The 19,881-nt window shown below is 68.5% G+C and carries 17 protein-coding genes and 1 pseudogene; 13 read left to right on the top strand and 5 right to left on the bottom strand.

The features are described from left to right. Nucleotides 1–401: 401 nt before the first annotated feature. The 5 genes from map to AB4Z47_RS27545 all read left to right on the top strand — a co-directional run bounded on the left by map (nucleotide 402) and on the right by AB4Z47_RS27545 (nucleotide 4,706). On the top strand, nucleotides 402–1,265 hold the full coding sequence (gene map, locus AB4Z47_RS27565; protein WP_441955075.1) for a type I methionyl aminopeptidase: 864 nt from the start codon (nucleotides 402–404) through the stop codon (nucleotides 1,263–1,265). Nucleotides 1,266–1,422: 157 nt separating this feature from the next. Beyond that, the gene (locus AB4Z47_RS27560) at nucleotides 1,423–2,946 is read left to right on the top strand and encodes a cobyric acid synthase (RefSeq protein WP_441955073.1); all 1,524 of its coding nucleotides are present in this window, start codon (nucleotides 1,423–1,425) and stop codon (nucleotides 2,944–2,946) included. Nucleotides 2,947–3,095: 149 nt separating this feature from the next. Continuing rightward, on the top strand, nucleotides 3,096–3,932 hold the full coding sequence (locus AB4Z47_RS27555) for a hypothetical protein (RefSeq protein ID WP_441955071.1): 837 nt from the start codon (nucleotides 3,096–3,098) through the stop codon (nucleotides 3,930–3,932). Between the two features lie 10 nt (nucleotides 3,933–3,942). Beyond that, entirely contained in the window at nucleotides 3,943–4,122 is a 180-nt protein-coding gene (locus AB4Z47_RS27550) for a hypothetical protein (protein ID WP_441955069.1), read from the top strand. 20 nt (nucleotides 4,123–4,142) lie between these two features. Continuing rightward, nucleotides 4,143–4,706 (top strand): alpha/beta hydrolase, encoded by a 564-nt coding sequence (locus AB4Z47_RS27545; protein WP_441955067.1) that lies wholly within the window; start codon nucleotides 4,143–4,145, stop codon nucleotides 4,704–4,706. Here the strand turns inward: AB4Z47_RS27545 and AB4Z47_RS27540 are convergent. Then, the gene (locus tag AB4Z47_RS27540) at nucleotides 4,686–5,759 is read right to left on the bottom strand and encodes an alpha/beta hydrolase (protein ID WP_441955065.1); all 1,074 of its coding nucleotides are present in this window, start codon (nucleotides 5,757–5,759) and stop codon (nucleotides 4,686–4,688) included. The two genes, AB4Z47_RS27545 and AB4Z47_RS27540, sit on opposite strands and share 21 nt — an antisense overlap. Nucleotides 5,760–6,100: 341 nt before the next feature. On the opposite strand from AB4Z47_RS27540, the gene mqo reads away from it, so the two are divergent. The 6 genes from mqo (at nucleotide 6,101) to AB4Z47_RS27510 (ending at nucleotide 13,044) form a co-directional block, all read left to right on the top strand. Next, nucleotides 6,101–7,561 carry a malate dehydrogenase (quinone) gene (gene mqo / locus AB4Z47_RS27535; RefSeq protein WP_441955085.1) on the top strand — a complete coding sequence of 487 codons (1,461 nt, stop codon included), beginning with the start codon at nucleotides 6,101–6,103 and terminating at the stop codon, nucleotides 7,559–7,561. An 18-nt stretch (nucleotides 7,562–7,579) separates the two neighbouring features. After that, entirely contained in the window at nucleotides 7,580–8,035 is a 456-nt protein-coding gene (locus tag AB4Z47_RS27530) for a GNAT family N-acetyltransferase (protein WP_441955063.1), read from the top strand. A 446-nt stretch (nucleotides 8,036–8,481) separates the two neighbouring features. After that, nucleotides 8,482–10,431: a magnesium chelatase subunit D family protein gene (locus AB4Z47_RS27525; protein ID WP_441955083.1), complete on the top strand. Its 1,950-nt coding sequence runs from the start codon at nucleotides 8,482–8,484 to the stop codon at nucleotides 10,429–10,431. 67 nt (nucleotides 10,432–10,498) lie between these two features. Further along, nucleotides 10,499–11,113 (top strand): cob(I)yrinic acid a,c-diamide adenosyltransferase, encoded by a 615-nt coding sequence (gene cobO, locus AB4Z47_RS27520; RefSeq protein ID WP_441955061.1) that lies wholly within the window; start codon nucleotides 10,499–10,501, stop codon nucleotides 11,111–11,113. 97 nt (nucleotides 11,114–11,210) lie between these two features. After that, entirely contained in the window at nucleotides 11,211–12,683 is a 1,473-nt protein-coding gene (locus AB4Z47_RS27515) for a cobyrinate a,c-diamide synthase (protein WP_441955059.1), read from the top strand. Beyond that, nucleotides 12,670–13,044: a cobalamin biosynthesis protein gene (locus AB4Z47_RS27510; protein ID WP_441955057.1), complete on the top strand. Its 375-nt coding sequence runs from the start codon at nucleotides 12,670–12,672 to the stop codon at nucleotides 13,042–13,044. Before AB4Z47_RS27515 ends, AB4Z47_RS27510 begins: the two co-directional genes overlap by 14 nt. A 357-nt stretch (nucleotides 13,045–13,401) precedes the next feature. Here the strand turns inward: AB4Z47_RS27510 and AB4Z47_RS27505 are convergent, their stop codons facing one another. The 4 genes and pseudogenes from AB4Z47_RS27505 to AB4Z47_RS27490 form a co-directional block, all read right to left on the bottom strand. After that, nucleotides 13,402–14,511, bottom strand: a complete 1,110-nt coding sequence (locus AB4Z47_RS27505; RefSeq protein ID WP_441955054.1) for a hypothetical protein — start codon at nucleotides 14,509–14,511, stop codon at nucleotides 13,402–13,404. Further along, the gene (locus tag AB4Z47_RS27500; RefSeq protein ID WP_441955051.1) at nucleotides 14,502–15,632 is read right to left on the bottom strand and encodes a phosphotransferase family protein; all 1,131 of its coding nucleotides are present in this window, start codon (nucleotides 15,630–15,632) and stop codon (nucleotides 14,502–14,504) included. Before AB4Z47_RS27500 ends, AB4Z47_RS27505 begins: the two co-directional genes overlap by 10 nt. 154 nt (nucleotides 15,633–15,786) lie before the next feature. After that, nucleotides 15,787–16,058 (bottom strand): annotated as a pseudogene (locus AB4Z47_RS27495) (isopenicillin N synthase family dioxygenase); the annotation flags it as partial. A gap of 51 nt (nucleotides 16,059–16,109) precedes the next feature. Continuing rightward, complete coding sequence (locus AB4Z47_RS27490) at nucleotides 16,110–16,580, bottom strand: nucleoside deaminase (RefSeq protein ID WP_441955049.1); 471 nt, start codon at nucleotides 16,578–16,580, stop codon at nucleotides 16,110–16,112. A gap of 260 nt (nucleotides 16,581–16,840) precedes the next feature. Here AB4Z47_RS27490 and cobA point away from each other — a divergent pair, with 260 nt between their 5' ends. Continuing rightward, nucleotides 16,841–18,103 (top strand): uroporphyrinogen-III C-methyltransferase, encoded by a 1,263-nt coding sequence (cobA, locus tag AB4Z47_RS27485; protein ID WP_441955047.1) that lies wholly within the window; start codon nucleotides 16,841–16,843, stop codon nucleotides 18,101–18,103. A gap of 196 nt (nucleotides 18,104–18,299) precedes the next feature. Further along, on the top strand, nucleotides 18,300–19,760 hold the full coding sequence (locus AB4Z47_RS27480) for an MFS transporter (protein WP_441955081.1): 1,461 nt from the start codon (nucleotides 18,300–18,302) through the stop codon (nucleotides 19,758–19,760). Nucleotides 19,761–19,881: the final 121 nt, after the last annotated feature.

The raw sequence follows: 19,881 nt of genomic DNA, 5'->3' as shown, positions 1-19,881 counted from the left end.
TCTCCCACCCGATTCAGCGCAGATGCTCCTGATCATCACCGCCCCGGCCGGCTCCCGAGAAGAACAAATCCTGCAACAGATCGCCACAGACACCTACCTCGAAACCACTCCTGCCGGAACCCCGGTCACACCAACCCGAGGATGAACCACACACTGCCTACTCCACCGAGAATTACCTCGACCCCACAGACCGGCAAACCGGGCGGGAAGTGCCACACCGTGATCGCCAGGCCGGTCGTCGACCGGGTACAGCTCGGCGAATTTCGTGCCTCCCAGTTCCACCGTTCGAGCCTCTTCCCTGAGTTGTTTTCCTGTCGATCAACACCGTAAGCGGACCGTCGTCCGATGCTATTCCGGCTGGCTTTCGGCATCGGCTCGGTCGTCCCATTACGCTGTTCGCTATGTCTGTCCGTACCCGCAAGCCGCTCGTCCCCGGCACGCAGTCACCCACCCGCGATGTTCCCCGCACCATCGAACGCCCGGAATACGCGTGGAAGAAAACCGCCGACGAGGGGCATGAGCCCTGGGTGCAGACCGCGGAGACGATCGAGAAGATGCGGATCGCGGGCAAGATCGCCGCACAGGCGCTGGAAGAGGCGGGTAAGGCGGTCGCGCCCGGCGTCACCACCGACGAGCTGGACCGGATCGCGCACGAGTACATGTGCGACCACGGGGCTTATCCGTCGACCCTGGGCTACAAGGGATTTCCGAAGTCCTGCTGCACCTCGCTGAACGAGGTGATCTGCCATGGCATCCCGGATTCCACCGTGATCGAGGACGGCGACATCGTCAACATCGACGTCACCGCCTACATCCACGGTGTGCACGGCGACACCAACAAGACCTATCTCGCAGGCGATGTCGACGAGGAGGTGCGCCTGCTCGTCGAGCGGACCGAGGAGGCCACCAAGCGGGCCATCAAGGCGGTCCGCCCTGGCCGGGCGCTCAACGTGATCGGCCGGGTGATCGAGTCCTACGCCAACCGCTTCGGTTACGGCGTGGTGCGCGACTTCACCGGTCACGGCGTCGGCCCCACCTTCCACAGCGGCCTGGTCGTCCTGCATTACGACCAGCCCGCGGTGGAGTCGATCATCGAACCCGGCATGACGTTCACCATCGAGCCGATGATCAACCTCGGCGGCATCGACTACGAGATCTGGAACGACGGCTGGACCGTAGTCACCAAGGACCGCAAGTGGACCGCACAGTTCGAACACACCTTGGTCGTCACCGAGTCTGGGGCCGAGATTCTGACCCTGCCGTGAACCGCCGCCTGGCTGGGCGCGCACCGCTGGACGGAGGTCGGATCGCGACCCGCGCCGTCCGGGCGACGCGCGTGAGTTGCCCTGTTCCGGCGCGGGTTCCGGTCAGCTGGGGCGCGTCATCTCCTTTCGGCTCCACGTTCGAGATCGGCGTGCCGCGATGAAGGGGGCGCTCCTGGTCGCCGGCACGACTTCCGACGCGGGCAAGAGCGTCCTTGTGGCCGGGATCTGCCGGATGCTGGCGCGGCGCGGCGTGCGCGTGGCACCGTTCAAGGCACAGAACATGTCCAACAACTCCGTGGTCACGCTGGACGGCGGGGAGATCGGGCGTGCGCAGGCGTTGCAGGCGCGGGCGTGCGGGCTGGAACCGAGCGTGCGATTCAATCCCGTCCTGCTCAAGCCGGGCAGCGACCGGCGCTCACAGCTGGTGGTGCGGGGCACGGCGGTCGGTACCGTCGGCGCAGGCGATTACTTCCAGCGCCGGCGGGAGCTGCGCACGGTCGTCGCCGCCGAACTCGCCGCGCTGCGCGCCGAATTCGACGTGGTGATCTGTGAGGGCGCCGGATCACCCGCCGAGATCAATCTGCGGGCCACCGATCTGGCGAACATGGGTCTGGCGCGGGCCGCTGGGTTGCCGGTGCTACTCGTCGGCGACATCGACCGCGGCGGCGTGCTGGCGCATCTGTTCGGGACCGTCGCGATCTTGGAACCCGAAGACCAGCAATTGATCTCGGGCTTCGTCGTCAACAAGTTCCGCGGCGACGTCGAGCTGCTGCGGCCCGGACTGGACCGTCTCACCGAGCTCACCGGCCGCCCTACTCTCGGGGTGCTCCCCTACGCCGAGGACCTCTGGATCGATGCGGAGGACTCGCTCGGCACAGTCGCGGACACGCCGGTCGGTCGCCCGCGTCCGCCGGTGGGCGCCGAGTGGCTGACCGTCGCGGCGGTCCGGCTGCCGCGCATCTCCAACTCCACCGACGTCGAGGCGCTGGCCTGCGAGCCGGGCGTCGCGGTGCGCTGGGTGACCGAGCCGTCCCGGCTGGCGGGCGCCGACCTGGTGGTCGTGCCGGGCAGCAAGTCGACGGTGTCGGACCTGGAGTGGTTACGGCGCACCGGTATGGCCGACGCGGTGCGGGCGCGGGCGGCTGCGGGCGCGCCGGTGCTCGGTATTTGCGGTGGGTACCAAATGCTCGGGACCCGCATCGTGGACCGGGTCGAGTCCGGCGCGGGTGTGGTCGAGGGGCTCGGGCTGCTCGACTTGGCCGTCGAGTTCGCCGAGTCCAAAGTGCTGCGCCGCAGCGAGGGACATGGCGCGGGAATTCCGCTGCGGGGCTATGAGATTCATCATGGCCGAGTCGTCCACCGCGGCGACCCGGCCTGGCTGATCGTCAATGGCGAACCGGAGGGCAGCGTACGGGGCGCGGTGTGGGGCACCCACCTGCACGGCCTGCTCGAGTCGGACCGGTTTCGCCGCAGTTGGCTTCGTGCGGTCGCGTCAGCCACGGGGCGCACGGGTTTCGTTGTCGCCGAGGGTATCTCGGTCTCCGCAGTGCGCGACGCCCAGCTCGATCTGCTGGCCGACCTGGTCGAAGATCACCTCGACCTCGCGCGGTTCGAACGTCTCCTCGCCGACGGTGCGCCCCCGGATCTGCCCACGCTGGTCACCGGGTCCGCTCGAGTTTGACTTTTGGTGTGCCATGAGCGCGGAGTGCGATTCATGAAGGTGTAGCCCCTCACTCGAGTCGGTTCTGTGCCGATGATGAAGGTGGCCCTTCGGCTTCGCTTTTCGGAGGGGATGGATAGGTTGGTGCCCCCCGACGAAGGAGATGCACCGTGCTCGCCCGCCCCAGCGTTCTGTTCGTGACCGATCTCGCCTACCAGGCATCGGGACGGCGCTACTGCGACGAGGACATCTTCCTTACCTCCCGACTCCGCAAGGACTTCGACATCGCCCTGTGCCATCCGCGGAATGTCGATGCACTGATGGACTCCTTCGACGCGGTCGTAGTCCGCAACAGCGGCCCCGTGCTGCACTACCAGAAGGAGTACGACGCTTTCCGGAAGCAGGCCGCGGTGCGCGGCACACGGGTCTACAACCCGCTGTCCGGCCGAGGCGACATGGCCGGCAAGCAGTACCTGTTGGACCTGACCGCCGCCGGGTTCCCGGTCATCCCCACGATCGACCTGCCCCAGAACCTGGGCCGCCTGCCCGAGACCGGCCAGTACGCGGTCAAGCCGAAGGCGGGAGCGGACTCCATCGGTCTGACCTACATGCCACGGGACCAGTTGGACGGCCTCGCCTACGGCGACATCCTGGTCCAACCGCGCATCGACTTCCGCTACGAGGTGTCGTTCTACTACGTCGACGACACCTTCCATTACGCCCTCTACACCCCAGACCCCCACCAGCGCTGGGTCCTCGACCCCTACGATCCCACCGACGCCGACCTCGGCTTCGCCCGCCGTTTCATCGACTGGAATACCCTCGACCACGGCATCCAACGGGTAGACGCCTGCCGCACCCGAGACGGTGAACTGCTCCTGGTCGAGCTGGAGGACCTCAACCCTTACCTCTCTCTGGACTGTGTCACCGACCAGGTTCGCGACACCTTCGTCGCCAGCACGGCGGCCTCCCTCCATCGGTTTCTGGACACTCCGCCAGCCGCCTGAAACGGCATGGGTGGTTGCCGCGCGCCAGGCCGCCGTCGGCGCGGATTTCGCCGACGCGCTGATCGAGCAGCTCGGTCGGGAGGCGTGGTGTGACACGACCGTCACCTTCGATCACAATGCAGGTGAGCGAGCCGGAATGCGGTTGCTCGCTCGAGTCGACCGCCCTCGACACACCGCCTTGTCGCGGTGATCCGTGTAGCGTGGTCCGGCATGAAATCTCGGCAGATCACGGTCGGTGACCGGGCTTGGACCGTGCGAATCGACGGGCCGGATTCCCGGCACAGCGTGCTGCTGCTGCCCGATGCGGGTGATGCAGCGGACGTCTACGATCAGGTGTGCGCCCGCCTGCACACCTCGGATCTGCGCACGTTCGTGCTGGAGTCGATCGAGGGCTTGGACGCGTCGGGTGTGACCGCGATTCTCGACGAACTCGGACTGCCCTGGGTGAACGTCGCCGGGCGCGGCGCGGGCGCCGCGCTGGCCTGGCAGGTGTGTGCGGGCGGCTTCGGCCGATTCCAGAGCCTGGTCGTCGCCGACCGCGGCCACCCCGCTGTTCCCGGCGCCGACGGCACGGTGCTCGACGCGAAAACTCGTCCGGTCGAGGTGCCGACGACGCTGCTGGTCACCAAGAACCTGCCCCGCTCGGTGGCCGACACGTCCGGGCGGTTCGTCTACGGCGAGTTCCGGGTCGTCCACGTCGACGTGACCAACGTGGCGACCGAAGCCGACCACGAGCTGGCCACCGAGATCGTGCTACGCACAAGCCTCTGGTGAGCTCTCGCCGGCGCCGACCCGGTAGGCCTCCAGCCAGTCCAGCCAGCTGTCGAGTTCGGCGAACGCGCTGGCCAGCGGCTCGGGGGCGGACAGGAATACGTCGTGCTTGGCGCCGTCGATCGGCACCATGTTGGTGCGGTCGCCGAGGCAGCCCGACCAACGCTGGATCTGCCTGACATCCAGCACCGCGTCGGCCACGTCCACGGCGGGGCCGTACTCCCTGGCGAACTTGGTCATCCTGGAGCGCAGGATCAGCGACGGCACCCCGATATCGAGGCCCGCGTGCAGCCGCGCCTGGCCGTTGCGGATCGCGCGCAGCCAGCCGAGCCGAACGGGAAAGCCCTGCAACGGTTTCCAGTCCAGGTTGTAATCCCACTCACCGGCCACCGACCGGTGCAGGCTGTCGCCGTAGGTGCTGACCTTGCCGCCGCCCGGCAGCTCGACCATCCTCCGAAACCGTCCGAGCCCCTTGATGATCGGCGTTCCGATGGTCCGGTAGTAGGACGGGCCCTGCAGGTCGAACCACGGGCTGTTGAGCACCAGTCCGGTGATCCCCGCGGCGGCCGTCCCGCGGGTGCGGTTGCGCCGATCCAGCCACAGCGGAACGATCAAACCGCCGGTGGAGTGCGCGTTGAGCACCACTGGAGCGCCGGTCTCCTCCCGGACGATCCGCAGCGACTCGTCCAGTTCCCGGTCGTAGAAAGCGAGATCCGTCACATAATGCGGTGTGTGCCCCTCCCGCAGCGAGCGGCCGCACTTGCGCAGATCGAGTGCATAGAACTGGAAACCGCGCGCAGCGAAATGCTCGGCGAGATGCTCCTGAAAGAAGTAATCGGTGAATCCGTGGACGTAGAGCACCGCGCCCGCGGTCTGCTCGACCTTTCCGTTCGGCACGTAGCGCACCAGCGTGGCGACCACGTCGCCTTCGCCGTCGGGATCGGTGCCCAGCGCGAGCGTGCGCTGCTCGTAGAGCGGGCCCAGGACGTCGGGGCGCCAGCCCACGCCATCCGGAGCGGTGCTGACCGGCTCGGCAAGCGACTGTTCGTTCGTCACCCGACCAATCTATTTGACGGTGTTCCGGCCCGACAGGGCCCGGTCCTTTCCGGGCCCCGGAGTGACGACGATCTCTGTCGCATTCCGCACATTTCGCAGGCTGGTTGCCAAGGATGCGCGTGGTGAGGTGCACAATTGGGCATAGGTGAACGGCGGGTAACCTAACCTCCGCGATGCTGTTCGGGAAGGCGGACGCCGGACCCGGGCCACAACAAAACACCGTGCCCAGGCAGGTCCACCCGCCCGGTGGGCCCGCGCAGAAGGACAAGGAAGTCGATCTACTCGTGCCGAACGCTGCCCTGACTGAAAAGACCGATGTAGTACTCATCGGTGCCGGCATCATGAGTGCCACTCTCGGCGCGCTGCTGCGGCAGCTGCGGCCGGACTGGTCGATCTCCCTGTTCGAGAGGCTGGACGCCGCCGCGGCAGAGAGCAGTGACCCGTGGAACAACGCGGGCACCGGGCACTCCGCGCTGTGTGAGCTGAATTACAGCCCGCAGAACGCCGACGGCTCGGTAGACATCAGCAAGGCCATCGACATCAACGAACGGTTCCAGGTCTCGCGCCAGTTCTGGTCCTACGGCGTGGAGAACGGCATCCTCGGCGATCCGTCCGGCTTCATCAACCCGATCCCGCACGTCAGCTTCGTGCACGGCGCCGAAAACGTCCAGTACCTGCGCAAACGATACGAGGCGTTGGCGCGGCACCCGCTGTTCGAGGGCATGGAGTACATCGACAGTCCCGAGGAGTTCACCCGGCGTCTGCCATTGATGGCGCGCGGCCGGGACTTCTCCGATCCGATCGCGCTGAACTGGACCGACCGCGGCACCGACATCGACTTCGGTGCGCTCACCCAGGAACTGCTCGCCTACCTCGGCGCCACCGGCGCCGACCTGGCCTTCGGTCACGAGGTGCGCAACCTGGCCAAACAGTCCGACGGCTCCTGGCTGGTCAAGGTGCGCAACCTGCGCACCCGCGAAACCCGCACGCTGGTCAGCAAATTCGTGTTCGTCGGCGCGGGCGGTGGCGCGCTCCCGCTGCTGCAGAAGGCAGGCATCGAAGAGGCCAAGGGATTCGGCGGCTTCCCCGTCAGCGGCCAGTTCTTCCGTTGCGTCAACCCGGCGCTGATCCACCAGCACGAGGCCAAGGTGTACGGCAAGGCCGCCGTCGGCGCGCCGCCTATGTCGGTGCCGCACTTGGACACTCGCGTGATCAAGGGCAAGCCTGGCCTGCTGTTCGGTCCGTACGCGGGCTGGACCCCGAAATTCCTGAAGGACGGCAAGAACACCGACCTGTTCAAGTCGGTGAAGCCGAACAACATCTTCTCGCTGCTCGGTGTCGGCGTTACCGAGCTGGGCTTGACCAAATACCTGGTCAGCGAGCTGTTGAAGTCCGAAGCGGGCAAGGTGTACACACTGTCGGAGTTCATCCCGCGCGCCGAAGCGAGGGACTGGGAGCTGATCACCGCCGGCCAGCGCGTCCAGGTGATACGCCGCAAGGGCGCGGGTGGCGTACTCGAATTCGGGACCGCCGTGATCGCCGCGCAGGATGGCACCATCGCCGGACTGCTCGGCGCATCCCCTGGCGCCTCGACCTGTGTCACCGCCATGCTCGACGTGCTGCAGCGTTGCTTCCCGCAGGAATACGCCGAGTGGACGCCGAAGCTGAAGGAAATGGTTCCTTCGCTGGGCATTCAGCTGTCCGACAACCCGGCGCTGTTCCGGGAAGTGTGGGATTGGACCTCCAAGACGCTGAACCTCACGAACACGCCGAAGCACGTAGGAGTCGCGACGAACGCCTAGGTGTGATAGCAAGGCGCGATGATGTCAACGGTTGCTCTCAAACGGTCATGGGCGCAGGATCTCGACACCGCCACGCTCTACCAGCTGCTGAAACTTCGCGTCCAAGTTTTCGTCGTCGAGCAGAAGTGCGCCTACCCGGAGCTGGACGGGAAGGATCTGCTTCCCGAAACCCGGCACTTCTGGCTCGATGACGAGGGCGAGGCCATCGCGACCCTGCGCCTGTGCGAGGAGCACGAGGGCGGGGTGAAGAGCTTCCGCATCAGCAGGCTCTGTACCGCGGTGCCCGCACGAGGCCACGGCTACACCACGCGGCTGCTGCAGGCGGCGCTGGCCGAGGTCGGCTCGGCGACGGTACGGCTGAACGCACAGAGCTACCTGCGCGACCTGTACAGCAAGCACGGCTTCAAGGTCGACGGCGACGAATTCGACGAGGACGGGATCCCCCACCTGCCCATGCGCAAGGGTTCTGTTTGATTGGCTCTGTCTGATTTGCAGCGCCTGCGGCGCTGCGTGTTCGCGGCCCCCTCTTGGCTCGCGTTCGAGCGGGCGAGACTCGCGACTTCGTCGCATGCGCTTCGCCCGCTCGAACGCGAGCCGGGCCGCGAACGTCGCTCGTAAGACTCGCTCTCGACGGGGTTGAGAGTCGTGGCACGGTGGTTTGTTGCTCGGCCACCACTTGGTGGTAGCTGGGTTGGTTTGTTGGAGCGCCTGCGGTGGGGCGTGTTCGCGGCGCCCTGGGCTCAGGCTGCGAATGGGGATGCTCGGTCCCGCGTGGCTCGAATGCCTGGGTACGGTGTGGTGGCACGGTCGTGGCGGGGCGATTCGGTTGGTTCGGGGGGCGGATGGAGGGTGCCGGTCGGTGGGTATCGGGGCGTGCCTAGAGTTGGGGCGTGTCCGTGTCCCATGCCGAAACCTCGTCGATGTCCGACCAGCTGAGCGGAGTTCGTCCGACTTCGGACGGGGAGGTCGGGTTCCCGTTCTCGGCCGTGGTCGGACAGGAGCAGCTGCAGCTGGCGTTGATCCTGTGCGCGGTGCATCCCGGTATCGGCGGTGTGTTGGTGCGCGGCGAGAAGGGCACCGCCAAGTCGACTGTGGTGCGCGCGCTGGCCCAGCTGCTGCCGCCGGTCGTGGACCAGACCGGGGCACGGCCCGCTCGGCTGGTGGAACTGCCGGTCGGCGCGACAGAGGACCGCGTGGTCGGCTCACTGGACCTGGAGCGGGTACTGCGCGACGGGGAGCAGGCGTTCCGTCCGGGCCTGCTGGCCGCCGCGCATCACGGCGTGCTCTACGTGGACGAGGTCAACCTGCTGCACGACCACCTGGTGGACGTACTGCTGGACGCGGCCGCGATGGGACGGGTGCACATCGAACGCGACGGCATCTCGCACTCGCATCCGGCGCGGTTCGTCCTGGTCGGCACCATGAACCCGGAGGAGGGCGAGCTGCGTCCGCAGCTGCTGGACCGGTTCGGGCTGACCGTGGACGTGGTCGCATCGCGGGACGTCGACGTCCGCATGGCGGTGGTGCGCCGCCGACTGGACTACGAGGCGGACCCGGCAGGGTTCGCGGCCCGGTACGCCGGGTCGGACCGCGACGTAGCCGAGAAGATTCTCGCGGCCCGCGACCGGATCGGCCAGGTCGTGCTCGACGACGTGGAGCTGCGCAGGATCGCCGCGCTGTGCGCCGCGTTCGACGTCGACGGGATGCGGGCCGACCTCGTGGTCGCCCGGACCGCGACCGCGCACGCGGCCTGGCGTGGCGGCGACGCGGTGACCGAGGATGATGTGCGCGTCGCCGCCGAGCTGGCGCTGCCGCATCGGCGCAGGCGTGATCCGTTCGACGAGCCGGGCATCAGCGACGAGCAGTTGGACGACGCCATGCGCGAGGCCGCGGCCGAGGCGCAGTCGCCCGCGCAGGCCGGCGAATCCGAGCTCGCGCCGCCGTCGAGCGAGGAACCGGGGGAACGCGGTCCCTCCGACACCCCCGAGGATCCTTCCCCACCGGACGGTCCCGGTGGCGGCAAGGCGCCGGAAGGACACAGTGGCGCACCGGTTTCCGCCGCGGCGACGCCGCCGAGCTGGGAAGTGCCCGGCGTGGGCGAGGGGGCACCCGGCCGCCGCTCACGGGCCAAATCGCGGTACGGGCGGGTCGTGCGTTCCAGCGCCGACACCTCCTCCGGCCTGCACCTGCTCGGCACCGTGTTCGCCGCCGCGCCGCACCAGCGCGCCCGTGGGCGCGGCGAGGGACCGCTGACGCTTGTCTCCGATGATCTGCGCGGCGCATACCGCGAAGGGCGGGAAGGCAATCTGGTCGTGTTCGTGGTCGACGCGTCCGGTTCCATGGCCGCCCGGGACCGGCTGTCCGCCGTCACCGGCGCGGTCGTCGCGCTGCTGCGCGATGCCTATCAGCGCCGCGACAAGGTGGCCGTCATCACCGTGCGCGGCGCCGAAGCCGAACTCGTCTTGCCGCCGACTTCCTCGGTCGACATCGCGGTGCGCCGCTTGTCCGGGATGCGCACCGGCGGGAAGACGCCGCTCGCGGCGGGCCTGCTGAAGGCGCGCGACGTCGTGCGCCGCGAGCGCGTCCGCGACCCGCGCCGCAGGCCGATGCTGGTGGTGCTGACCGACGGTCGCGCCACCGGCGGCGCCGATCCGGTCGGGCGCGGTCGCGCCGCCGCGGAACTGCTCGCCAAGGACGCGGTCACCTCGATCGTGGTCGACTGCGAACGCGGCATGATCCGCCTCGGTCTCGCCGCGGACCTCGCCCGCGACCTGCGCGGCGGATATCTGAGGCTGGCCGAGCTGACCGGAGATTCGGTCGCCGACGTCGTCCGTGCCGGCTCGGGGCGTGTGTCGGTGCGGGCCGCTTGAGCCGCAGGGAATTGGCTATCGGATCGAATTGGGTTCATGGTGGGCCGCGGAGTAGCAAGGAGATTCGATGCCCAAGGGTGTTCCGGAAACCGTGCCCGACGACGGGCTCACCACGCGACAGCGACGCAATCAGCCGGTGCTCGCGGTGCACACCGGGCCTGGCAAGGGTAAGTCGACGGCCGCGTTCGGGATGGCGCTGCGGGCCTGGAACCAAGGCTTCGACATCGCGGTATTCCAATTCGTGAAGAGCGCCAAATGGAAGGTGGGGGAGGAGGCGGCCTTCCGCGCGCTCGGCAAGCTGCACGAGGAAACCGGCGCGGGCGGGGCGGTCGAGTGGCACAAGATGGGAGAAGGCTGGTCGTGGACCCGCAAACCGGGCACCGAGGAGGACCACGCTGCGGCCGCACTCGCGGGCTGGCAGGAAATAGCCCGGCGTCTGAAGGCCGAACAGCACCGCTTCTACGTCCTGGATGAATTCACCTACCCCCTGAAGTGGGGCTGGATCGACGTCGCCGAAGTGGTAGACACGCTCCGGACCCGTCCCGGCAACCAACACGTCGTCATCACCGGCCGCGACGCCCCCCGTTCCCTCCTCGAAGCCGCCGACCTGGTCACCGAAATGACCAAAATCAAACACCCCATGGACGCCGGTCGCAAAGGCCAAAGAGGCATCGAATGGTAACCCCCACCCCATCGAGTGGCACCAGGCTGCGGCAAATCGCGAGAAGCCCGCGCCATGGTGTGCCCCTCGCCGCGGCGGGGTGGTAGGGGTGCGGGCTGTGGTGATTGCGGCTCCTGCTTCAGGGAGTGGGAAGACTACGGTGGCTACCGGTTTGGTGGGGGCGTTGCGGCGCGTGGGGCATCGGGTGGCGCCGTTCAAAGTGGGGCCGGATTACATCGATCCGGGGTATCACGGGTTGGCGGCGGGCCGGCCGGGCCGAAACCTCGATCCGGTGTTGGTGGGGGCGGAACGTGTTGTGCCGCTCTATCGGCATGGGGCGCAGGGGTGCGATCTCGCGGTGGTCGAGGGCGTGATGGGGTTGTTCGACGGGCGGATCGACCCGAATCATTCCGGGCCGGTGGCAGAGGGGTCGACGGCGCAGGTCGCGAGCCTGCTCGGTGCGCCGGTGGTGCTGGTGGTGGACGCTCGCGGTCACAGTCAGAGCCTGGCCGCGCTGCTGCACGGGTTCGCCACCTTCGACAGCGGGGTCCGGCTCGGCGGGGTGATCTTGAACCGGGTCGGCAGCGCGCGGCACGACCAGGTGCTGCGTGCTGCGTGCGATCGTGTCGGTCTGCCGGTACTCGGGTCGCTGCCGAGGATGGCCGAATTAGAAGTCCCCTCCAGACATCTTGGTCTGATTCCCGCGGTGGAACACGGCGCCGCTGCCGCGGCGGCGGTCACCGCGATGACGGTACTCGTTGCCGACCACATTGATTTGCCCGCGGTCGTGGCGCTGGCAGGCTCGTCGATCACCGGCCCGGCTTGGGATCCCGCGGCCGCCGTGCGCGGTCTCGACGGTTACCAAGCATCCGTCGGTACCGACCTCGATGGTGCCGGCGGTTCCAAGGCATCCGCCGGGAACACCCACGGCGCGGTCGCCGCCCTCGATGTCGTCGGCCACGCAGGCCCACTGATCGCCATCGCGGGCGGGGCGGCATTCACCTTCGGGTATGCGGAGCATCGGGAGTTGTTGGTGGCGGCGGGCGCGCAGGTGGTCGTGTTCGATCCGCTGCGAGACGAATTGCCTGCCGGCACCGCTGGGCTGGTATTACCGGGTGGGTTTCCGGAGGAGCATGCCGCGGAGCTGGCCGGCAATACCGGACTGCTGGGGGCGGTGGCCGAGGCGGCCCGGCGGGGGATGCCGATGCACGCCGAATGCGCTGGGATGCTCTATTTGACCTGTTCTCTCGACGGCCACCCGATGGCAGGCGTGGTGGCCGCCGACGCCGAGTTCGGACCGCGTCTGACTCTCGGTTACCGAGATGCCGTGGCGCTGGCCGACTCCCCGCTGTGGCGGGCCGGGGAACGGGTGCGCGGGCACGAGTTCCATCGGACTCGCCTGGTGTCGGCGCCGTCGGCCGCCTCGGCGTGGGGCTGGCACGGCACCGACGGCGAGCGCGTCCGTGAGGGTGCGTTGGTCCGGCATGTGCACGCCTCGTACCTGCATACCCATCCGGCCGGCATTCCCGAAGCCATAGCTCGTTTCGTTGCCGCCGCGGCCGAATTCGCGAGTTCTCGTGCCGTCTGCTGAACTCGTGGTCGGCATCGGATTTCGGCCACGGACTTCGGCCGATCGCATCCGCGCCGCGCTTCGGGAAGTATTGGGTGACAAAGTGATCGGGTATCTGGCAACACTCGAACAACGCGCGACGGACTCCGGTCTCCGTATGGTGGCCGCTGAGTTGGGCGTGCCGATCAGGTCCTACTCCGCCGCCGATCTGGCCATGGTCGATGTCCCCAACCCGGCGAGCCGGACGCTGGAGGCGGTCGCGACGGCAAGCGTCGCCGAGGCCGCCGCGGTCCTCGGTGCCGACGGCGGGCCGCTGGTGGTGCGCAAGCGGGTCGTGCAGGGTGTGGTGATCGCGGCCGCGCGTCTCGGTCACCCAAGGTAGGACGGCTCTGCCCTGCGCTCCTCCGATCGAATACGCGTGCCGACCCCGACCGAGCCGACCTGGTCCCGGCAGCGCCGCCGACTCGCTTCGGGCGCGGCGCATACCGCCTCCGATCGAGACGGCGTGCCAGCTCGATGGGGCCAGCGGCTGGACTATCGAGGTTGCCGCTCCGCGCGTCCGATACGACGTACCTCGCGCTGTACGAGGCCCGACGCGATGTGACCAGCATCACGCCAGCCTGCTCCAGTGGCCCGGTGTCGGTAGAACGCGGTCGGCGTGGTGCCGGCTGAGCGGGCAACCCCCATAGGCCGAGTCGGGCACCGCGGTCGGGCGGACCGACCACATCGGCGCATCGATCTACGGTGCGACCGAGCCCCAGTCGGTGAAGCCGGTGGGGTCGTGGCGGCCGATGCTGGCGTGCTCGAACAGGCCCCAGCCTTCGGCCTCGCCGCAGCGGGCGTGGGCGACGTGGTCGATCACGCCGTACGGGGTGCGGGCAACAATGGACGGGTCGGTGAGGTCGTATCGGCTGGAGGATGCCCAGTCGCGGCCCTTCCACTGGCCGTGCTGCCAGTCGGGGTCGCCGCCGTAGCCGCAGCCGACGTGCAGCGGGACATCGGTGCCCGGCGTGACCTCGATCTCGAGCGGCTTGCCGTCCGGTGTCGTCATGGCCAGCCGCGCCGCGACGGGAAACCTTGTCCCGGAACGATAGTCGATCGTTATACGCGGCCAGCCGAGTTGCTCGGTGCGTCCGTCCGGCCAGATCCGCGTCGCGTCGTTCAGCGTGCGCTTGCCGTCCGGCTCCTCCTGCACGATGACCACCACGGCGAACTCCTCGAACCGCAGCGGCACATACAGCCACCAGAAACCACCGGACGGCTCGGCGGYCGCGCGTCCGGGTGGCTCCGTCTCGCCGACCGGACGGATGCCCCACGAGCGGTCCCTGGTCCCGGTCCACACCGCCGAGTCGACCGCGATGTCGTCGCCGTCCACCTGCAGAGTTCCCGCCCACGAGCCGGTCTGCGCGAATCGGGACGCGTCGATGATCGGCCGGTTGCCGGTGAGCATGAGGTGCGGCTGTTCCTGCACGGCGGGGAAGGCCCCGGTCCAGGTGAGGTCGAAGGCCAGGTCGTCGTGCTCGCACACCACCCGGATGCGTTGCAGCGGCTCGAGCACCTCGACTCGGTAGCCGCCCACGCATTGGTCCAGGCTGCGTGCGCCGAGCGCGTCGGAGAACCGCACCGCCCGCAGTGTGTCACCGCGCCGGACGGCGGCGTACGCGTCGATCACCCCTAGGTTGGGGTACACCCCGAGGCCGGTGATCAGCAGTGTGCCGCCGTTGCGGTCGTGGGCGTTGAAGTAGGCGCGATCGTAGAAGTTCCGGTCGGTGCTGGCCACCCGGGCCAGTGACAGCGGAGTCTGGTGAATCGGGTATTCGTCCAACGGCACAGGCATGGTCAGTCCCATTCGTAGGTTCCGTCGAGCAGCGCTTCCAGGCTGGCTCGGTGCATGACGTAATCGTCGCGGTCGGGGGTATCGGTGTCCTCGCCGAAGTGGATCATCCTGCGCTTCACTCTGGCCATGACGATCGCATGCCGCAGCGCGGCGTAGACGAGGTAGAAGTCGAGGTCGCGCACCGTATACCCGGTGAGCTGCTGATATTTCGTCACCACGTCGTCGCGGCGCAGGAAGTCGGGGAGGCCGGGCTGCTCGAAGCGGGTGGCGAGGTCCTGGAAGAACCGGTGGATGAAGATCACCCAGCCCAAGTCGAGTTCGCGCGGCCCGAGCGCGGCCATCTCCCAGTCCAGCACCGCCACCGGGTCGAAGGTCCGGTAGATGATGTTGCCGGGACGTGCATCACCCCAGCTGAGGACGTCTGGCCCGGGCTCGGCGGGCCAGTGCTGCGCCAGCCACGCGAAAGTCCGCTCGATGAGCGGGATCTCGAAGCCGTCGTCCGCGAGCGCCCACCGGTACCAGGCTTTTTGCGCCGCCACGTGCCTGTGCAGCGACTGGCCGGGTCCGCTCAGCATCGGGAAACGCGCCGCGGGATCAGGGATGTCGTGGATCTTCGCGATCACTTCGACAGTGTTGTGGGTGAGCCGGAGGCGCTCCGCGGGGCTCGCCTCGAACAGCCAGCCGATGAACACGTACGGCGGGTTGTCCGTCGGTATTCGCCCGTCGACCCGGCGCATCACGAAGAACGGTGCGCCGAGCGGCTTTTCATCGTTCTCCAGCCAGCACAGTTCGGGCACCGGCACGTCGGTTGCGGCGGCGACGCCCGCCATCACCCGGTACTGGGTGGCCAAATCGTATGTCTCGAACACGGGGAACGATCCGGCTTCGGGCGCCATCCGCGCGACGAACGACCCGCTCTCCAGGCGTCCGCCGACGCTCCACTCGGCGTCGAACAGGATCGACGTGCTGGACATGCCCCCGGACTGTGGGCGCGACAACTCCGAGATCCGCGGCGGACGGTCGGCGGACACCTTCGAATCGAGCCAGCGCGCCAGGTCCTCGGCGAGCGTGTCGAGATCGCGCTCGCTGACGGTCAGTTGCTGTCGCTGTGCCGGATCAGGATCGTCGGTCATCGTTGTCCTCCTGACGCAGGAACCCAGCCCACGGCGCGCCGGGGATACGAGACTGTAACGCGTTCCAGTCTTGCGGCGGGCGGAAAACCGGCCCACTGGGTGGCAGGGCACCTACGCAATGGGTGCGGGAAAATCCGCACTCCGGTGAGCCGGGTCAGCCGACGGTGATGCCGTCCGAACGGATGCTCAGGAATTCCGCGGAACGACCGGAGGAAGATCGCGCACGTGGGCGATCGGTGGTTCCAGCGGTGTCGGGACCGCGTCGTGGTCGAGTTCGTAGAACGAGACCAGCGACACGAGATCCGCTTCGGGGGCTTCCGGTTGCGGCGGCAGCACCCGATTGCCGTCCAGTTCAGCGTTCGCCGCTCCAGTAGGCCAGTAGGTCGCCGTATTCACCGTGAGCGCGGTCGGGTCGTACGGTGTGTCCTGGCGTCGCCTGCCCGCCGTGCCGCGAGCTAGCTGAAGCGATGGCGTTCACTACGCCTCGATTCCGTCGGCGACGCCGATATCCTCATGCCACAGCGCCGGATACTCGGCGATGAAGGTGGTCATCAGGTCGATGCAGCGGCGATCGTCCAGCACGGTCACCGCAACACCGTGCTCGGCGAGCCAATCGTGCCCGCCGGAGAAGGTGCGCGCTTCCCCGACGACCACCGAGCCGATGCCGAACTGGCGAACCAGCCCGCTGCAATACCAGCAGGGTGAGAGCGTGGTCACCATGATCGTGGAGCCGTAGCCGCGTCGCCGTCCCGCCGTGCGGAAGGCGTCGGTCTCGGCGTGGATGCTGGGATCGCCGGACTGCACCCGGCGGTTGTGGCCGCGTCCGAGCAGGGTGCCGTCCGCGTCGAACAGGGCGGCGCCGATCGGGATCCCGCCCTCGGCGAGCCCGTGCAGCGCCTCGTCGTATGCCACCTCTAGCAGCTGTTGTGCCAGTGTCACCCGCGTCATGCGTTCACTGTCCAAGCAAACCACCCCTGGACGCAACAGACAGTTCGTCCGCACGGCCGGGCCGATCATCGAATGTCCGGGCGATGATCGGCCCGCTGCTTCGGTGGGTGCCGAAGCGAGCAACTTCCGGTGGCAGGCATATTCCCGGTGCCTGTGCCCGCTGGCGTGCCTCGACCTGCCGTTCGGCTCGCCGGGGCGCGGTCGGATTCGGGCGCGGTCGATTGACGGGGGTGCGCGGACAGGCCGTAGGCTCGAAACTTGTGCCGAACACGTCAGACGCAACCCAGGACCAGCCCACCGGCGACCCGAACTACCTGGTCGGGCTCGATCTGAACGGGCGGCGTGTCGTCGTGGTCGGCGGTGGCTCGGTGGCACAGCGCAGGCTCGGACTGCTGATCGCCTCCGGCGCCGACGTGCACGTGGTGAGCCGCGCGGTCACACCCGCGGTCGAGGCGATGGCGACCTCCGGCCAGATCTCCGTCACGCTGCGCGGGTATGCCGACGGCGACCTCGAGGGCGCCTGGTACGTGATCGCCTGCACCGACGAGCCGGAGATCAACACAGCGGTCGTCGCGGAGGCGACGCGGCGGCGGATCTTCTGTGTGCGCGCCGACATCGCCCGGCTCGGCACCGCGGTCACCCCGGCTACCGCGCGCTACGACGGACTGACACTCGGCGTGCTGGCGAGCGGGCAGCACCGGCGTTCCGCCGCGTTCCGCAACGCGCTGCTGGAAGCACTGCAATCCGGTGTGGTAACCGATGATTCGACGCCGATCGCGCCGGGTGTCGCGCTGGTGGGCGGTGGGCCCGGCGATCCCGACCTGATCACCGTGCGCGGGCGGCGGCTGCTGGCCAGGGCCGATCTGGTCGTCGCCGACCGGCTTGCCCCGCCGGAGCTGCTCGCCGAACTCGGACCCGAAGTCGAGGTGATCGACGCCGCGAAGATCCCGTACGGGCGGGCGATTGCGCAGGAGGCGATCAACACCACGCTGGTCGAGGGCGCGAAGGCAGGCAAGTTCGTGGTGCGGCTCAAAGGCGGCGACCCGTATGTGTTCGGACGCGGCTACGAGGAGCTCGAGGCGTGCGTCGATGCCGGGGTGCCCGTTACCGTGGTGCCCGGCGTGACCAGCCCCATCTCGGTACCGGCCGCGGCGGGCATTCCGGTGACGCATCGCGGCGTCACCCACGAGTTCGTCGTGGTGAGCGGGCATGTGGCGCCGGATCATCCGGACTCCCTGGTCGACTGGCCCGCGCTGGCCAGATTGCGCGGCACCCTCGTGCTGATGATGGCGGTGGAGCGGATCGAGCAGTTCGCCACCGCGTTGCTGGAAGGCGGTCGCCCGTCCGACACGCCCGCCACGGTCATCCAGGAGGGCACGCTGCGCACCCAGCGCGTGCTGCGCGCGGATCTCGGCACGGTCGCCGCGCGGGTGCGGGCGGAGGGCATCCGGCCGCCCGCGATCGTGGTGATCGGACCGACCGCAGGATTCTCGGCCGACTCCGCCGACTCCGCCGCCGGGTAGCGGTCGCGCTACCCGTTCGCCAGCGGTGGGCCGGGCTGATGCGCTGGTAATCGGAAGTCTCGAGCGGTGGCTGATCGAGTTCGGTCGGCGGTGTCTGACCGCGGTCCATGGCCTTCGCGCCGGGTCCCCGTGGCGCAGGCGGCGCCGGCCGCATCAATTACAGTTGCACACTGTGCTCCAGAATCCCGCTGCGACGATGCAGTATCCGGTGACGCAGCGGGCCTTCGGGCTCGCGATCCTCGTACTGAGCGGGTTGCAGCTCATGGTCGTGCTCGACGGCACGGTGGTGATCTTCGCGCTGCCCCGGCTGCAGGAGGAGATGGGCCTGTCCAGCGCCGGCAGCGCGTGGACGGTCACGTCCTACGGCCTCACCTTCGCGGGCCTGATGCTGCTCGGCGGCAGGCTAGGCGACGCCTTCGGTCGCAAACGCATGCTCGTCCTCGGTGTCGTCCTGTTCACCGTCGCCTCGCTGGCCTGCGGGCTCGCACAGAACCAGGCCATGCTGCTCGCGGCGCGCGCGGTCCAAGGCGCGGGCGCGGCGGTCGCGGCGCCGACGGCCTTTGCCCTCGTGGCAACGACGTTCGCGCCGGGTAGGGCGCGCAATCAGGCGATCGCGATCGTCGGGTCGATGGTCGGCATCGGCTCGGTCGGCGGCCTGGTGGTCGGCGGCGCGCTGACCCAGCTGTCGTGGCGGTGGATCTTCCTGATCAACGTCCCGATCGGCGCGCTGATCATCCTCGGCGCGGTCTACAAGCTCGCCGACACCGAACATCACCGTTCGGCGCTCGACGTGCCAGGCGCGGTGCTCGGCACCCTCGCCTGCGCCGCCATCGTGTTCGGCGCCACCGAGGGACCCGAGATCGGGTGGGGCCACCCGGCCATCATCGGTTCGCTGATCGCGGGCGTCGTGCTGCTGATCGTCTTCGTCGCGCTGGAGCGGCGAGTGGACGACCCACTGCTGCCCTGGTCGCTGTTCGACAGCCGGGACCGCGTCGCCACCTTCCTGCTGATCTTCCTGGCCGGCGGCGTACTCGGCGCGATGACCTTCTTCGTCGCCCAGTTCATGCAGAACGTGATCGGCTACGGTCCGCTGAAGGCGGGCGTCGCGGCCATCCCGTTCACCGTCGGCATCGGCATCGGCGGCGCGCTGGCCTCCAAGGCCGCGTTGTACATCGCGCCGCGCTGGCTGCTCGCAGGCGCGGCCGTCGTGCTCGGCCTCGGGCTGCTGTTCGGCTCGACCCTCGACGGCGACGTGCTGTACTTCGCGACGCTGCTGCCCCTGTTGGTCGTGATCGGTCTGGGCGTAGGCATGGCCATGGTGCTCGCGCCGCTGTGTGTGCTGGTCGGCGTGCCGCCGGCGAACATCGGTCCACTGGCCGCGGTCGGGCAGATGTTCATGAACCTGGCCACGCCGGTCGCGATCGGCCTGCTCACGCCGATCGCTGCCTCGCGCACGCTCTCGCTCGGCGGCCGCACCGGCAAGGTGGCGGGCATGACGCGCGCCGAGATCGCCGCGCTGGGCAATGGCTATACCCTGGTGCTGTTCGTATGCGCTTTGATCGCATTCGCGGCCGGACTGGTCGCGCTGACATTGCGATTCACCCCGCAACAGCTGGCGTTGGCGCAGCACGCGCAGGAAGAGGCACAGCAGGCCTGAGCCTTAGATCCACAGTCCCGCGACGTTGGTCGTGGTTTTGTGTGGCGCGGAGCTCGGGTGTGGGGACTACGATTCCGTAGTGTGCATGCTAGGCGCAGGGAAGGCGTGGGTGGGTTCCCGG

The sequence above is a fragment of the Nocardia sp. 2TAF39 genome, assembly GCF_052114905.1.
Lineage (GTDB): Bacteria > Actinomycetota > Actinomycetes > Mycobacteriales > Mycobacteriaceae > Nocardia.
The sequence above is the reverse complement of the archived record's forward strand: the minus strand, read 5'-3'. Positions and strand labels throughout refer to the sequence as shown.